Raw genomic sequence first — 14,305 nt, 5'->3', positions numbered from 1 at the left:
ATGTCATTAGATAACAATAAAGAAACAAAGAAGAAGCGGGTAGAGCAAGGCGTTAAATTGCGTGGCGCCGATAAAGTTGATCGAATTCCGATTAAGGTAATTCCAACTGAAAAAGAAGATATGCCGCGTAAGCCAGATTGGCTTCGTGTGCGAATGGGATCCAGTGCGAAAGTGGATCGTATTAAACAGAAACTGCGTAAGCATAAGCTGGCGTCTGTATGTGAAGAGGCAAGCTGCCCAAACTTAGGCGAATGCTTTAGTCATGGTACAGCGACCTTCATGATTATGGGTGATATCTGCACCCGTCGTTGCCCATTCTGTGACGTAGCTCATGGCCGTCCAAATGCGCTAGACGAGAACGAGCCTAGAGAGATGGCAGAGGCAATCGCAGATATGGAACTACGCTACGTGGTTGTTACCTCTGTAGACCGTGATGATCTGCGTGATGGTGGTGCACAGCACTTTGCTAACTGTGTTAGCGAAACGCGTAAACGGATTCCATCTATCGAGATGGAAATACTTGTTCCTGACTTCCGTGGTCGTATGGATATCGCAATTGATATTCTTACTGAAACCCCGCCAGATGTGTTTAACCACAATATGGAATCTGTACCGCGTTTATATAAAGCGGTACGACCTGGTTCAGATTACGAATGGTCTTTGCGCTTGCTGAAAAAGTACAAAGCCAAGAACCCAGAAGTACGTACGAAGTCTGGCTTGATGGTTGGCATTGGTGAAACCAATGAAGAGATCATCGAGGTAATGAAAGACCTGCGTGCTCATGATGTAGATATGCTGACAATCGGTCAATATCTGCAACCAAGCCGTTCACACCTAAAGGTAGAGCGCTTTGTGACCCCTGAAGAGTTTGATGAGTTTAGCCGCATTGCAAAAGAGCTTGGCTTCAAACATGCCGCGTGTGGTCCTCTGGTTCGCTCCTCTTATCATGCTGATCTACAAGCGAAGGGTGAAAAGGTAGGTTAATGTCCTGACCTCCTTTAACTTTAAGTTATCCACAAAGGCCGTTCCTAGAACGGCCTTTTTTATTGCCAGTGGCCCGAGTCCATTCCAGCACAGGCTGGAATCTCTATTAGGTTTTGGTAGTTGCAGAAGATATTGGTTCTTAGACTCACCGCTCTTATATCTATTTGTTCTTATCCATATAACTTTTAAATCTATATATTAGATATATCTAATATTAATGCTGCCTAAGGCAGTAAAGATTAAAACTAAGGTTAATTATGAGTACTAAAACCATCTCTGTTACTGCCAATATGAAAGCTGGTTGGGCAATCCATGCGGATATTCGTGATCATAAAGTAACGATCGATCAACCGCAGGCGAGCGGTGGCACAAACGAAGGCCCAACTCCACTAGAGTATTTCCTCTTCTCTTTAGCGGGTTGTATCGGCTCAATCGCACGAATTGCTGCGAACCAGGAAAAGATCGAACTACGTAGCATGCAGATCCAGGTAGATGGCGATCTAAACCCACTGGGATTGATGGGTAAAGAAACGCTAGACCGTGTTGGATTTCAGACCATTAAAGTAGAAGCACAGATCGATGCTGATCTGAGTGAAGAGGAAAAAATAGCGTTTCTAAATAGAGTCTGCGAGCGCTGCCCACTGCATGACAATATTAAGTTAGAGACTGAGGTTCTGCATCAATATATTGGGTAGGTTTTATGGAGCGAGTTGCTGTAACTCTGGAGGTATTAACTAGGGCATTAACTCCTTAGCGGCAACTCGTTATACTGCCCCTATGATCAAATTTCTAACTCCTCTTATCTTATTAGTGCTATCGGGTTGTACTCAAAATGTGCAGCCAATAAGCAAACCTACCCAGCTCGATCAAATCACTGTAACTAACCTATCTAATCAAACTTTAACGAGTGTTCGGATCGAAGTTTTATCCACAAGAAGTAAAATTGTATGTCAGCAGGTTGCTCCAAATGGTTTTTGCGCATTTCGATTTAAAGCGCGACCACTGCGTGGAGAGACAGCGCAGATCGATTGGCAGATTGGCGATCAACAGTGGTATGAGTCAATCAGTGCTAAGGATGTAGAAATTTCGAAGGATTGGTTTCAGGTAAAGTTAAACCTGACGCTAACTGCTGATGGTCAGGCTAAAATAATAGCTATCGAGTCCCATTAAACGCCTTTTATCGGGGATGTAATGTTACATAAAACGATGTTTTCTACCCCTGTGGTTCAGCCATGTTTACGCTGGTTCTCTAGAACTGTATTAAAGCTGTTGGGTTGGAAGGTTATGGGTAATATCCCAAAAGAGTTAAAACAGTGCATTGTTATTGGTGCTCCCCATACTACTAACTGGGACATGCCGTTTAGTTTGATGGTCGCTTTTTCTCTCGATGTACCGCTCTATTGGGTGGGAAAGGATAGTATCTTTAAATTTCCTTTTGGCGGTTTGATGCGATGGATGGGAGGAATTCCTGTTGACCGTAGTAAGTCGAATAATATGGTCGAGGCGACTGTGCAGCAGTTTGATCAGCATGCTGAACTGCGGATTATGATGTCCCCCGAAGGCACACGTTCTAAGGTGGATAAGTGGAAATCCGGTTTCTACTATATCGCTCATGGGGCGGGAGTACCGATCGCCTTAGGCTTTATCGATTACAAACAAAAGCAGGCCGGAGTGCTAGGTAGTTTCAAAACCAGTGGCGATTATGAGGCCGATTTGGCAAAGATTTTTGAGCAGTACGGGGATTATCTGCATCCCACTAAGTAATAAGCGCCAGGGGTAGCTTACTTAGCTGTCATATATGAATGTTGGAGTTTAACCACGTATTGAGCAACAGCATCCGCTTGTTGCTCTGACAGCTGATCAAAAACAGGCATGCTGTGCTTATCCTTGTTGTAGCCATATTTGATCATCAAGATGATCTTGTAAGCTTCCATTGGCTCTTTACCAGCAAATTTTTCCATATTTGCTCCGGGGCCATGTTTGGCGTGACAATCTTTGCAATAGTAACCATAAAGATCTTCCCCAGATTTCATTCTCTCAGGTGGGGTCTCTCTGTCGCAGCCACTTAGTAGAAGTACTGTTGTGCAAATAAAGCCTAAGGCGAGTGGACGCATGGTTATCTATCTCATTGATATATAACCGCATGATAGCTGATGAAGAGTGGTGAAACTAGGTATTCTTGAATGCTTAATTAGGAAGTGCGAGTGCTTGCCCGGCTAATGTTAGCGAGATTGACGTGAGTAGCAACCAAGCGTCGCCAACAGCCATACCTTTAACGATCTTATCAACTTCGGCGCATTGCTGTAGGGCTTGGTTGATCTGAACACCGCTAATGCGTTGTGAGGCTTTGCGAGCTAATGGTTTACGTTTGCCCCAGATACGTTCGCGTTGGCAGACAGCATCGAAGGATTGACCGTTGTTCTGAGCTTGTTGAATCGCTGCTAGGGAACGAAGCTCTTTTGATAGCGCCCAAAGCACCACAGGAGGCTCGGTACCATCTTGACGCAGTACTTGAAGGATCTTGCAGCAGCGTGAAGCTTGGCCTTGAAGAGCCGCGTCTGATAGACCGTAGATATCGTAGCGCGAACTATCAGATACGGCATTGATGACATCGTCGGCGGTAACGACTTGGTTAGGAAACAGTAGGCTGAGTTTGCTCAGTTCCTGTTTTGCAGCCAATAGGTTGCCTTCAATGCGATCACAAAGCAGTTGAATCGCTTCATCATCTAGTTTTAGCTCGATCTGCGCTGAGCGCTGACGAATCCAGTTGGGTAGTTGCTCAGCTTCTACGGGCCACACTTCAACAATTACACCGGTGTTATCGATCGCTTTAAACCAAGCGCTCTTTTTAGCGGTGCCATCGAGTTTGTCGGCAATGATGAACAGGATGTTATCCGGCGCTGGATTGTCGAGGTATTCGCGCAGAATTTCGCTGGATTTTTTGTTTAGCTTACTGCTACCGAGGCGCAGCTCAATAATCTTCTTTTCTGCAAATAGGGAAAGTGCATTGGCGCATTCGAGCAGGTATTCCCAGCTGAAGCTGCCATCAACGTGCAGAACTTCGCGTTCGCTAAAGCCTTGTCGTTGCAAGTATTGACGAAGAAGATCGCTACTCTCTTCAGAGAGTAAGGGCTCATCACCGGTAATTAGATAAACCGGTGACAAACCTTTTTTAAGATGACCACTAAGTTGCTCTGGGCGCAGTTTCATACTGGCTTATTGAGCGCTGTTTTTAGCCAGATAGCGGCGAAGAATTGATTGTGCAACGGAGTTATAAAGCTCGCGGCGCAATAGCTCTTCTTGTTCAGAACTCGCTGCTGCGGCGTTTTTATCGTAGGTATAAATACGCTCGCGTTGGATCTTAATATCAGAGGTAACAGGTGTACCCTGTTGGTCTGCTACTAGCATCACAACTTCTACTGATAGCTCATACTCATCCACATCGGCACTGCTACTGATGGTCGCAGCACGACGTTTGTAGCGATGATTGCTTAGTTGGATTTGATAAGGGGCACCAGAGACTTCTTTGATACCGTTGAACTTCATGTTCTGGCGTAAGTGTTTGAGCAGCTCACCACTGGCATTGCCTTTGATAATCGTTACTTGCTGCTTGTCCGCAGATACTTCTTGAGCGCCGCGTAGCTGAAAGCCGCATGCGCTCATGAAGCCACACAGAGTGAGCAACAGAATGATTTTTCCAGTCAATGATTGCCATTGTTTGACCATGATCTGCTCCTTAATCCGCACTAATTAACCAACTACGATGTTCACTAGACGGCCAGGTACAACAATCTTCTTACGGATCGTCTTATCTGCCATGTGCTTTTGAACGTTTTCGTCAGCTAGTGCTGTGTGAAGAACAACATCTTCGTCTGCATCGGCAGCAACGTTGATCTTCGCACGAACTTTACCATTAACCTGTACAACCAGTTGAATGGTGTCTTGAACTAGTGCGCTTTCGTCAACCTGTGGCCAAGCAGCCGTTAGGGCGTCGCTTTCGTTACCTAGTTCAATCCATAGCTGGTGGCTGATGTGTGGAACGATTGGGCCTAGAAGCAGTACAGCTGCTTCTAAAGCTTCTTGCATAACCGCACGGCCTTGTTCGCTGATATCAACAAACTTAGCGATAGTATTAGACAGTTCCATCACGGCAGCGATTGCAGTGTTGAATGTCTGGCGGCGTTCCATATCGTCAGATACTTTCTGAATCGTTGAGTGAACTTTCAGACGCAGTTCTTTCTGAACATCAGTTAGGCTATCTTTATCGATCGCAACAGTAGAACCGCCAACTTTTAGATGATCGTGAACCTGCTTCCATAGGCGTTTAAGGAAGCGGTGAGCACCTTCAACACCTGTATCAGACCATTCTAGAGATTGCTCTGGTGGTGCTGCGAACATCATGAATAGGCGAACCGTATCAGCACCGTATTTGTCGATCATCACCTGAGGATCGATGCCGTTGTTCTTAGACTTAGACATCTTAGACATACCGTCATGCTGTAGTGCCTGACCGGTCGTACGATGAGCTGCGCTAACTACGCGACCTTTCTCATCAGTTTTGATGTCAACGTCGGATGGTGAAATCCAAACCTGACCACCGTTCTCATCTTCATGGAAGAAGCTGTCAGCCAATACCATGCCTTGGCAAAGTAGGCGCTTGAATGGCTCATCGCTATCAACCAGACCTTCATCACGCATCAACTTGTGGAAGAAGCGTGAGTACAGTAAGTGAAGAATCGCGTGCTCGATACCACCGATATACTGATCTACTGGAAGCCAGTAGTTCGCTTTTTCAGGCTCAAGCATGGCATTTTCGCTGCTACGAGAAGCATAACGCGCGTAATACCAAGAAGATTCCATGAATGTATCGAATGTATCGGTTTCGCGCTCAGCTGGGCCACCACAGTTAGGGCAGGTTGTGTTGATGAAGCTTTCCATCTTCTTGATTGGAGAGCCGCTGCCATCAAACTCAACTTCTGTAGGAAGTACAACTGGAAGCTGATCTTCTGGTACTGGAACTGCACCACAGCTTTTACAGTTGATTACAGGGATTGGAGCACCCCAGTAACGCTGACGGGATACACCCCAGTCACGAAGACGGAAGTTAACGGTAACTTTACCTTTGCCTTTCGCTTCTAGGTCAGATGCGATTGCTTTAAAGGCAACGTCGAATTCAAGATCGTCGTAAGCGCCAGAGTTAACCAAAGCGCCTTTTTCTGTGTACGCTTCTACGCTTAGATCAACGTTTGTATCGTCTAGTGGACGGATAACTTGTTTAATATCCAAACCGTACGTAGTCGCGAATTCCCAATCGCGCTGATCGTGGCCCGGTACAGACATGACTGCGCCAGAACCGTAATCCATCAACACAAAGTTAGCAGTCCAGACAGGTACTTCTTCACCCGTTAGTGGGTGAGTGGCAGTGATGCCAAGTGCCATACCTTTCTTTTCCATCGTTGCCATATCAGCTTCGGCAACCTTAACGTTTTTGCACTCTTCAACAAATGCAGCAAGCTCTGGATTGTTTTCAGCAGCTCTAAGTGCAAGTGGGTGTTGAGCTGCAACGGCAACGTAAGTAACACCCATTAGCGTGTCTGGACGCGTTGTGAAGACTTCTAGCTCACCGTAACCGTCAACGTCGAACATAAGCTCAACACCTTCAGAACGGCCGATCCAGTTCTTCTGCATAGTACGAACCTGCTCTGGCCATTGATCTAGTTTGTCTAGATCTTCCAGTAGCTGGTCTGCGTAATCTGTGATTTTAAGGAACCACTGAGGGATCTTCTTACGCTCAACTAGCGCACCTGAGCGCCAGCCGCGACCATCGATAACCTGCTCGTTGGCAAGTACGGTTTGGTCAACAGGATCCCAGTTTACTTCAGCTTCTTTCTTGTAAACTAAGCCTTTGTCCATCAGCTTAGTGAAGAACCATTGCTCCCAGCGGTAGTACTCTGGGTGACAAGTTGCTAGTTCACGGTTCCAGTCATAACCAAAGCCCATTTGCTGTAGCTGGTTACGCATGTAATCGATGTTTTCATAGGTCCATTTTGCAGGGGCAACGTTGTTCTTCATCGCTGCGTTTTCTGCAGGAAGGCCGAAAGCGTCCCAACCCATTGGTTGAAGTACGTTTTTACCCTGCATGCGTTGGTAACGAGAAACTACATCGCCAATGGTGTAGTTGCGAACATGGCCCATGTGGAGGCGTCCACTTGGGTAAGGGAACATGGACAGGCAGTAGAATTTTTCTTTCTGCAGATCCTCTTCACATTTGAAGCTGTCGTTATCTTGCCAGTGTTTCTGGATGGCTTGTTCAATCTTCTGAGGGCGATATTGTTCGTTCATGTTCGTGAATCGTTATGCCTATGATGAAAAACCGGCATCTAATTGACGCCGGTTAATAAAAGTTTGCTAATTGGGGCATAGCATACAATATATACAAGAGGGCAAACAGCATTTCTGCTAAAAACGAGGTGGTTTTATGGGCGCGGATAGCGATAAGAAAACGAAACTGGCTTCAACCGACTATGACAGAGTGCTTCTGCGGCTAACAAAGGATCTGAAAACGTCAGAAGCTAAGTCTTGGGATCTGTTGCAGGAGAAAATCCACGATGCTGTGGAGTTGGAGTTGGCAGCAGAAGATATGACCCGGGATGAGCTGGATTTGCTGAAAGCTTACTTGGCTCGAGACCTTAAAACATTGGGTTACTATGCCCATGAAACAGGTGCAGGGATTGCAGCTTGGCTTAAATTTGATCTGAATGCGTTAGAGCATACCTTTGCTGAGCAACTTAAGTTGATTGCGGATCAAACCCGTATCGAGCAAGAAGTGTTACGAGAGCGTTTAGATCACGATGAAGATCAGTACATTGCTGGCGAGTTGGCTACAGTTGGAACATTGCAGTGTTTAAACTGCTCAACCCAGTTTGTTTTAAAGAAAACAGAAAAGCTTGATCCTTGTCAGGCATGTGGAAAAACGTTCTTTAAGCGTGTTTCTCAGCCTTGGCCATAATCGGTTGTTCTAACTGAAATTGGGATAGGGGTTGTCTTGCTGTGTCAGTTGATGACGCCCTAGCCCGAACAGAGCAAACAGACCTGCTAAGACCAGGATCGGTAGTGATCCGAACTCCTGAAAAGGCGTCATACCTTGCATGCCAAAAACTTGTGTTCGTAAGACGCCTGCTTGGAACTGTGGAAGTTGTTCTACGATCTGTCCTTGTGAATTGATAATGCCGGTAAGTCCATTATTGGTACCGCGAATCAACCAACGACCATTTTCTACCGCCCTGACTCGGGCAATCTGCATATGTTGAGCCGGTGCGATGGATGCGCCAAACCAAGTATCGTTTGACACGGTAAGCAATATATCAGCGTTTAGCGAGTTCTTTCTAACGAGTTCAGGGTAGGCAATTTCGTAACAGATTGCGGCGCTGATTTTTTGGTTAGCAACCCTTAGTAAAGGTTGTTCTCCTAGTGGTAGTGAGAAACTCGACATCGGTAAGTTAAAGAAGTCGAGTAGCCCTCTAATCTGTGTTTCCATTGGCACGTATTCACCAAAGGGTACGAGGCGTTGTTTATGATAGATGCCACTGCCTGTGGTTAGAATCGCCAAACTGTTATGAACTCGATAGCCTTTTGGGTGCTTGTTGTCTCTTGTCGTGCTTGGAAGGCCGCTGATTAACGTTGCGCCATGACTATCAAGGTCGCTCAGTAATTCAGCTAACGGCGTAGCTGCATGTTGGAAAAGCGCAGGAATGGCCGTTTCTGGCCAAAGCATTAACTCAGCGTCGATGTGAGGTTGAGATAGTTTGATATATTTGGCAAAAATATCAGGACGATATTCCGGATTCCATTTAATTTGCTGCGGGATATTCGGCTGAACGATCGCGACCTTGAGGGCGTTATCCGTAGCAATTGTCCATGGGTGCAAAGAGAGTATGCTGGCTATCAACGGCAGTGGCAGCAGTAATAAAGGGCGTAGATTGCGACTGCGAATAAACTCGGCAGCAGCAATAGCGGTTGCCAGCATGGCAAAGCTTGCTAGCCATACACCGCCTATAGGTAAAAGATTCTGGAATGGAGTATCTAAAGCTGCGTTACCTAAATACAGCCAAGGGAAGCCGGTGAATAGCCAGCTCCGTAACCACTCAAATAGTACCCAGCAGCCAATAAAACTCAGTGCTTGGAAGCGGGCAGAGAACAGCTTTTTCCATATGAACTGTTGTAGTGCAAATAGTAGAGCTAATCCTGCTACGAATAGCGCAGTTAAGGTGACAGCAATAGGCAGAGGGGTATGGCTGTGTTCATGAATGCTTACAAATACCCAAGACGCACCAGTTCCAAAGAAGCCGAGACCAAAGAGATAGCCAAGCCAGCTGCTTTGCTTTACCGAACGGTTTCGGCTGCATAAATATAGAACAGCCGGAGGCAGTAAGGCTAAATAAGGTGTATTAAAAGGTGCTAAGGAGGGGGCAATCAATGCCCCTGCAAGCAAAACGAGTAGCAATTGCAGAGGCATAGTAATTATCCGTTACGACTGACCTGTAGTAGGCGGATTCGACGAGTGTCTGCAGATAGAATCTTAAACTGGAAGTTTTCAATATCTACACTTTCATCTTTCTTCGGCATGCGGCCGAATTTTTGCGTGACTATGCCGCCAATAGTATCGAACTCTTCTTCGGTGAATTCTGTGTCAAAGTACTCGTTGAAATCATCAATCGGGGTTAATGCTTTAACGATAAAGGCATTCTCATCGAATGGTTTGATGTTGCCATCATCCTCTTCGCTATCATGCTCATCTTCAATTTCACCCACGATCTGTTCCAAAACATCTTCGATGGTGATTAGACCAGACACACCACCGTACTCATCCATCACGATTGCCATGTGATTACGGGTAACACGGAACTCTTTTAGGAGAATGTTCAGGCGTTTAGATTCAGGGATGAAGGTCGCTGTGCGCAGCTTGCTTTTAAGATCAAACTGGTCGAGGTTGCCTTCTAGGATCAGCGGTAGAAGGTCTTTTGCGAGCAGGACACCAAGGATTTCATCTGGCGTTTCACCGATTACTGGAAAGCGAGAGTGCGCGCTTGAAATAATAACCGGTAGGAACTCTTTAGGTGTTTGATCCGCTTCCACCACTACCATTTGTGAGCGGGGAATCATTACATCACGAACCTGCATATCAGATACTTGCATGGCACCTTCCATAATGGTTAGTGCTTCGTTATCTAGCAGATTTTCGTCGGTCGCTTGACGCAAATCGGTTAACAGATCCTCACGGCTGCGAGGTTCATCATTAAACGCTTGGGAAAGCTTTTCTAACCAGCCTTTCGGCTGTCCCGATCGATCTTCGCTCATGGTGTGTGGATTGTCCTGATATTTAGTTACTTTCCAGATAAGGATCTTTTATATCCATACTGGCGAGAATTTTTCGTTCGAGATTTTCCATCTCTTCGGCTTCTTCATCATTTATATGATCGAAACCGATTAGATGCAAGCAGCCATGTACAACCATGTGGGTCCAATGGTCAAACAAAGGCTTTTTTTGCTCTTCTGCTTCTTTAGCAACCACGTCGGCACAGATAACAAGATCGCCTAGAAGGTGAAGAGGCACGCCTTCAGGGACTTCAAAAGGGAAAGAGAGGACGTTAGTAGGTTTGTCCTTTTCTCGATAAGTACGGTTGAGGGTTTGGCTCTCTTCCGGTGTCACTATGCGGATGCAAACTTCGCCTTCATCGATCTGACCAGTAAGCGCAGCGGAGATCCATTGCTGAAACTGCGCTTCTGTTGGTAGATCGCCTTCTATCTCGTATTGAACTTCACATTCAAAACTCATCGGTGAGAATCCTGCGTGCCTTCTTTTTTCTCAAAACGGTCGTAAGCACGGACGATGTGTTGAACCAGCGGGTGACGAACGACGTCTTTAGCGGTGAAGTGCGTAAAACCGATATCTTTAACATCGTCCAGTACTTGCATCGCGTGAATCAAACCCGAGCGTGTGCCTTTAGGTAGATCGACCTGAGTGATATCACCGGTAATGACTGCTGTTGAACCAAAACCGATACGAGTTAGGAACATCTTCATTTGTTCACGCGTAGTGTTTTGACTTTCATCAAGAATAACAAAGGAGTTATTAAGCGTACGACCACGCATATAAGCAAGAGGAGCTACTTCGATCACGTTACGCTCAATCAATTTGCCTACACGTTCAAAGCCTAACATCTCATACAGCGCGTCATAGAGAGGACGCAGATATGGATCAACTTTTTGGCTGAGATCACCTGGCAGAAAGCCTAGCTTTTCACCGGCTTCTACCGCAGGACGAACCAATAAGATGCGATCCACTTCTTCACGCTCTAAAGCATCAACTGCGCAGGCAACCGCAAGGTAGGTTTTACCGGTACCAGCAGGGCCAATACCGAAATTGATATCGTGCTGAAGGATCGAGCGTACATAGCCTTGCTGGTTTTCACCGCGAGGGCGGATCAACACTTTTTTAGTACGGATGCTGATATCCGTGTCTTTAATCTGCTGATTGCTATTACGCTGCTCTAAACCACTTTCTTGAATTAGAAGGTGGATCTGGTCTGGTGAGATACGTTGATCCTGCTTAGCGTCGCTATAAAGCGCTTCAAGCATTTCTGAAACGAAAGTGATGTTTTCGATATCACCTAACAGTTGGAAATGATTGCCGTGGTTACGGATCTCAATCCCTAAACGTTTTTCAACCAGTTTGAAATGCTCGTTGAACGGGCCGCCAAGGTTCGCTAGAAATTCTGCATTTTCAGGTTCTAGCGTAAGTTTGATCGATTGTGCAGTGCTCAACAGCTTAGCCCGCCTTTAAGGAAAAATTGTCGTCCAATTCTGAACAGATTAGCTCACCTACTAAAGAGTTAGCATACGCTTGAGCAATATTCACATCGGCAAAGTGGCCAATTAGATCTGGGTTATCGCAACGGAAGTTCACAACACGGTTGTTTTCAGTACGACCTGATAGCAAGCCAGGATCTTTCTTAGAATAGCCGTTAACCAGAATGCGTTGTGTTGTATTGACCATGCGGCGACTGATCTGCTGAGCATTTTGGATAATGCGGCTTTGCAGAATTTGTAGACGCGCTTTCTTGGTTTCTTCGTCAATATTGTCAGGCAGATCAGATGCTGGCGTACCCGGGCGACGGCTGTAGATAAAGCTATAGCTGTTATCAAAACCTATATCTTCGATCAGCTTCATTGTCGCTTCGAAATCAGCGTCAGTTTCATTCGGAAAGCCGATGATAAAGTCAGAAGAGATCTCAATATCTGGGCGTGCTTTACGGATACGACGGATCTTTGATTTGTACTCAAGCGCAGTATGGCCACGTTTCATCGCCATAAGAATTTTATCAGAGCCGCTTTGTACCGGTAGGTGAAGGAAGCTTACTAACTCAGGCACATCTTCATAGGCTTCGATCAAGCTGTCTGTGAACTCTACCGGGTGGCTGGTAGTGAAACGAATGCGATCAATACCATCAACTTCTGCTACACAACGGATCAGTTCTGCTAGATCAGCCGTATCGCCATCATGCGTATCGCCGCGGTAGGCGTTTACGTTTTGACCGAGTAGGTTAACTTCACGTACGCCTTGCTCAGCAAGTTCGACACACTCGGTAATAACATCGTCCAGAGGGCGGCTTACTTCTTCACCGCGTGTGTAAGGTACAACGCAGAATGTACAGTACTTAGAGCAGCCTTCCATCACAGAAACAAAGGCTTCAGCGCCTTCTACTTTAGGGGCTGGCAGGTGGTCGAACTTTTCAATTTCAGGGAAAGAAACATCGACAATACCAACACCACCACTATCCGTTTCAGTAATCATCTCAGGCAAACGGTGAAGTGTCTGCGGGCCGAAAATCATATCAACGTAAGGTGCGCGTTTTAGGATGTTGTCGCCTTCCTGACTGGCTACGCAGCCACCGATACCAATTTTGATATCTGGATTCTTAGCTTTCAGTTTGCGCCAGCGGCCTAGCTGGTGGAATACTTTTTCCTGCGCTTTTTCACGAATCGAACAGGTGTTCAGGAGCAGAACGTCCGCTTCATCAGCGTCCTCAGTAAGCTCAAGATCATGACTTTCCCCCAACAGATCCGCCATACGTGCAGAGTCGTACTCGTTCATCTGACAACCGTGGGTTTTAATAAATAGCTTCTTCGCCATTGTTCACCTGTATTTTGCGTGTATCAAAGCCCGGCAGGAAAATATGGCCGGGTGCATAAAGGACCGCGCATTATACTTAAGCGGCCAGATAATGAACAGTTTAGTCGAGTTGAAATCGGCTCATTTTATCAGTTGATATAGTTGCAAAAGCCTTGGTTTTAAAAGGGGTTTTAGAGATCCGAGTTGAACTATGGGTATTTGGTACTGGTATTTAGTCACTTGGTGCATAGAGGGGGACTCATTAGACTTTAGTTTTGGTAACATTGCCTTCCATTTTTTATCTTGATTTATATGTTAAGTAATTTTTAAGGGAAGGCGTTTATGGCGTATTTGGAGCCGCGTGAATTTGTTACCAAGATGGTCGATGCAGGCGAACAAAAGATCTTTATGACCACAAGGGATACTTATATCCGTTCATTGATGGCTGGTGCTATTTTGTCTTTGGCTGCATTCTTTGCCATTGCGGTGATTACCAATACAGGGAATTTATTGATTGGTGCGATTCTATTCCCCGTCGGTTTTATCATGCTAAACCTGATGAAATTCGATCTTCTCACCGGAGCGTTTACCTTGGTGCCTCTAGCTGTGATTGATAAACGCCCAGGCTGTACCGTTAAAAAGTTATTACGTAACTGGTGGTTAGTCTTCTTGGGTAATCTTTCTGGCGCTGCGATCGTCGCTTTTTTTGCTTCCTTTATTCTGACTTATGGTTATCAAACTGATGGCGGCGCAATTGCGGAGAAAGTCAGTTGGATTGGTGAGTCTCGTACCCTTGGTTATCAAGAACAAGGTATTTGGGGATGGATTACAATTTTTATCCGCGGCATGTTGTGTAACTGGATGGTTTCTATGGGTGTTGTAGGGGCGCTGATCTCTACATCTGCCAGCGGTAAAATGGCGGCAATGTGGATGCCGATCATGTTGTTCTTCTATATGGCGTTTGAGCACTCTGTTGTGAATATGTTCTTGTTCCCATTTGCGATGATTATGGGTGGAGAGTTCACGTTGGTTGATTACCTGTTGTGGAATGAGATTCCTACGGTATTGGGCAACTTAGTCGGTGGTTTCTTATTGGTTGGTCTGCCGTTATACCTAACCCATGTGAAAACTGGGAAATAACAGTCTTTA

At 45.8% G+C, this 14,305-nt stretch carries 15 protein-coding genes; 6 read left to right on the top strand and 9 right to left on the bottom strand.

The window, feature by feature from the left end:
* The 4 genes from lipA to ACMXYV_RS15590 all read left to right on the top strand — a co-directional run bounded on the left by lipA (window position 1) and on the right by ACMXYV_RS15590 (window position 2,748).
* Entirely contained in the window at window positions 1-984 is a 984-nt protein-coding gene (gene lipA, locus ACMXYV_RS15605) for a lipoyl synthase (RefSeq protein WP_415889371.1), read from the top strand.
* Window positions 985-1,241: 257 nt separating this feature from the next.
* A complete protein-coding gene (locus ACMXYV_RS15600; RefSeq protein WP_415889370.1) occupies window positions 1,242-1,679 on the top strand; it encodes an OsmC family protein in 438 nt (145 codons plus the stop codon).
* A gap of 82 nt (window positions 1,680-1,761) precedes the next feature.
* Window positions 1,762-2,154: a hypothetical protein gene (locus tag ACMXYV_RS15595; protein ID WP_415889369.1), complete on the top strand. Its 393-nt coding sequence runs from the start codon at window positions 1,762-1,764 to the stop codon at window positions 2,152-2,154.
* Between the two features lie 21 nt (window positions 2,155-2,175).
* Window positions 2,176-2,748 (top strand): lysophospholipid acyltransferase family protein, encoded by a 573-nt coding sequence (locus ACMXYV_RS15590; protein ID WP_415889368.1) that lies wholly within the window; start codon window positions 2,176-2,178, stop codon window positions 2,746-2,748.
* A gap of 17 nt (window positions 2,749-2,765) precedes the next feature.
* Here ACMXYV_RS15590 and ACMXYV_RS15585 read toward each other — a convergent pair whose 3' ends face one another.
* The 4 genes from ACMXYV_RS15585 to leuS form a co-directional block, all read right to left on the bottom strand.
* Entirely contained in the window at window positions 2,766-3,017 is a 252-nt protein-coding gene (locus ACMXYV_RS15585; RefSeq protein WP_415891457.1) for a c-type cytochrome, read from the bottom strand.
* 154 nt (window positions 3,018-3,171) lie between these two features.
* Window positions 3,172-4,194, bottom strand: coding sequence for a DNA polymerase III subunit delta (gene holA / locus ACMXYV_RS15580; RefSeq protein ID WP_415889367.1), 1,023 nt, complete (start codon window positions 4,192-4,194; stop codon window positions 3,172-3,174).
* A gap of 6 nt (window positions 4,195-4,200) precedes the next feature.
* The gene (lptE, locus tag ACMXYV_RS15575) at window positions 4,201-4,710 is read right to left on the bottom strand and encodes an LPS assembly lipoprotein LptE (protein WP_415889366.1); all 510 of its coding nucleotides are present in this window, start codon (window positions 4,708-4,710) and stop codon (window positions 4,201-4,203) included.
* Window positions 4,711-4,734: 24 nt separating this feature from the next.
* Window positions 4,735-7,326 (bottom strand): leucine--tRNA ligase, encoded by a 2,592-nt coding sequence (gene leuS, locus ACMXYV_RS15570; protein ID WP_415889365.1) that lies wholly within the window; start codon window positions 7,324-7,326, stop codon window positions 4,735-4,737.
* Window positions 7,327-7,462: 136 nt separating this feature from the next.
* Here leuS and ACMXYV_RS15565 point away from each other — a divergent pair, with 136 nt between their 5' ends.
* On the top strand, window positions 7,463-7,993 hold the full coding sequence (locus tag ACMXYV_RS15565; RefSeq protein WP_415889364.1) for a zinc ribbon-containing protein: 531 nt from the start codon (window positions 7,463-7,465) through the stop codon (window positions 7,991-7,993).
* Window positions 7,994-8,002: 9 nt separating this feature from the next.
* Here the strand turns inward: ACMXYV_RS15565 and lnt are convergent, their stop codons facing one another.
* From lnt to miaB, 5 genes are read right to left on the bottom strand one after another with little or no spacing between them, the layout of a single operon-like run.
* The gene (gene lnt / locus ACMXYV_RS15560; protein ID WP_415889363.1) at window positions 8,003-9,499 is read right to left on the bottom strand and encodes an apolipoprotein N-acyltransferase; all 1,497 of its coding nucleotides are present in this window, start codon (window positions 9,497-9,499) and stop codon (window positions 8,003-8,005) included.
* 5 nt (window positions 9,500-9,504) lie between these two features.
* Entirely contained in the window at window positions 9,505-10,341 is an 837-nt protein-coding gene (locus ACMXYV_RS15555; RefSeq protein WP_415889362.1) for an HlyC/CorC family transporter, read from the bottom strand.
* Between the two features lie 22 nt (window positions 10,342-10,363).
* Window positions 10,364-10,819 carry an rRNA maturation RNase YbeY gene (gene ybeY / locus ACMXYV_RS15550; protein WP_415889361.1) on the bottom strand — a complete coding sequence of 152 codons (456 nt, stop codon included), beginning with the start codon at window positions 10,817-10,819 and terminating at the stop codon, window positions 10,364-10,366.
* A complete protein-coding gene (locus ACMXYV_RS15545; protein WP_415889360.1) occupies window positions 10,816-11,808 on the bottom strand; it encodes a PhoH family protein in 993 nt (330 codons plus the stop codon). Before ACMXYV_RS15545 ends, ybeY begins: the two co-directional genes overlap by 4 nt.
* Before the next feature lie 4 nt (window positions 11,809-11,812).
* The gene (gene miaB, locus ACMXYV_RS15540; RefSeq protein ID WP_415889359.1) at window positions 11,813-13,177 is read right to left on the bottom strand and encodes a tRNA (N6-isopentenyl adenosine(37)-C2)-methylthiotransferase MiaB; all 1,365 of its coding nucleotides are present in this window, start codon (window positions 13,175-13,177) and stop codon (window positions 11,813-11,815) included.
* 321 nt (window positions 13,178-13,498) lie between these two features.
* Here miaB and ACMXYV_RS15535 point away from each other — a divergent pair, with 321 nt between their 5' ends.
* Window positions 13,499-14,296 (top strand): formate/nitrite transporter family protein, encoded by a 798-nt coding sequence (locus ACMXYV_RS15535; RefSeq protein ID WP_415889358.1) that lies wholly within the window; start codon window positions 13,499-13,501, stop codon window positions 14,294-14,296.
* Window positions 14,297-14,305 lie beyond the last annotated feature (9 nt).

The organism is Neptuniibacter sp. SY11_33 (assembly GCF_047778025.1).
In the GTDB taxonomy this organism is placed as follows: Bacteria; Pseudomonadota; Gammaproteobacteria; order Pseudomonadales; family Balneatricaceae; genus Neptuniibacter.
The sequence above is the reverse complement of the archived record's forward strand: the minus strand, read 5'-3'. Positions and strand labels throughout refer to the sequence as shown.